General features: G+C 42.2%; 1 protein-coding gene and 2 pseudogenes. All 3 read left to right on the top strand.

Annotated features, from left to right (window positions below):
- Positions 1–292, top strand: a pseudogene (locus BFF42_RS17470) (IS1-like element IS1X2 family transposase); the annotation flags it as partial.
- Between the two features lie 3 nt (positions 293–295).
- Positions 296–1,165: pseudogene (locus tag BFF42_RS17465) on the top strand (glycoside hydrolase family 13 protein); the annotation flags it as partial.
- Positions 1,166–1,219: 54 nt separating this feature from the next.
- The coding region (locus BFF42_RS17460; protein ID WP_032277379.1) for an IS1 family transposase at positions 1,220–1,378 on the top strand (159 nt) is incomplete at its 3' end.

Raw genomic sequence — 1,378 nt, 5'->3', positions numbered from 1 at the left:
GGCGCACGTCTTCGGTGAACGCACTCTGGCCACACTGGAGCGTCTTCTGAGCCTGCTGTCGGCCTTTGAGGTCGTGGTATGGATGACGGATGGCTGGCCGCTGTATGAATCACGCCTGAAGGGAAAGCTGCACGTTATCAGCAAGCGTTACACTCAGCGCATTGAGCGACATAATCTGAATCTGAGACAACATCTGGCAAGGCTGGGACGGAAGTCACTGTCGTTCTCAAAATCGGTGGAGCTGCATGACAAGGTCATCGGGCATTATCTGAACATAAAACACTATCAGTAAGTTGGAGTCATTACCAAACTCGATTATCTGGAAGATCTGGGTATTAATGGGATTTATTTTTGTCCTATTTTTACCTCAGCATCCAACCATAAATATGACACCATCGATCATTTTAGTGTTGATCCACATTTAGGTGGGAATATTGCTTTCCATACTTTGATTGAAGAAGCGCATAAGCGTGGAATAAAAATCATGTTGGATGCAGTATTCAATCATTTAGGCGCTGACTCTCCAATATGGCTTGACGTTGTACGCAATGGTGCCAATTCACGTTACGCCGATTGGTTCTGGATTCATAAATTGCCTGTTTATCCCGATACTCCAAAAAGTGAATGGGATTTTAAAAACTTTAACTATGAAACCTTTGGCAATGTTATTGAAATACCTAAGCTAAATACTGAGAATGAAGAGTGCCGTGAATACTTACTTAGTATAGTTCGCTATTGGACGCAAAATTTTGATATTGATGGTTGGCGTCTGGATGTTGCGAATGAAGTGGATCATCATTTCTGGCGAGATTTCAGAAAGGTGATTAAAGATATCAAACCTGAATGTTATATTTTGAGTGAGATATGGCATGAGGGCACCCCCTGGTTGCGTGGTGATCAGTTTGATTCATTAATGAATTATCCCTTAACATATGGGATTATTGATTATTTTGCGTTACAGGATACAACAAAACAAGAATTTATGACATCCGTTACACGTTCTTATCTTTGTTATCCTAAAAATATAACTGAAGTTATGTTTAATCTTCTGGATAGTCATGACACCGCGCGTATTTTAAGCGTTTGTTTGAATGATAAACGAAAAGTTAAACTCGCCTATTTATTTATGTTAACTCAAGCGGGCTCTCCTTGTATCTACTACGGGGTAATGCTGCCAACTTACTGATTTAGTGTATGATGGTGATTTTAAGGTGCTTGCGTGGCTTCCATTTCCATCAGATGTCCTTCCTGCTCCGCTACTGAAGGCGTGGTGCGTAACGGCAAAAGCACTGCCGGACATCAGCGCTATCTCTGCTCTCATTGCCGTAAAACATGGCAACTACAGTTCACTTACACCGCCTCTCAGCCCGGTACGCAC

Origin of the sequence: Shigella sp. FC1661 (assembly GCF_001712525.1) — a bacterium.
Lineage (GTDB): Bacteria > Pseudomonadota > Gammaproteobacteria > Enterobacterales > Enterobacteriaceae > Escherichia > Escherichia coli.
This window is presented reverse-complemented; position numbering and strand designations above follow the sequence as displayed.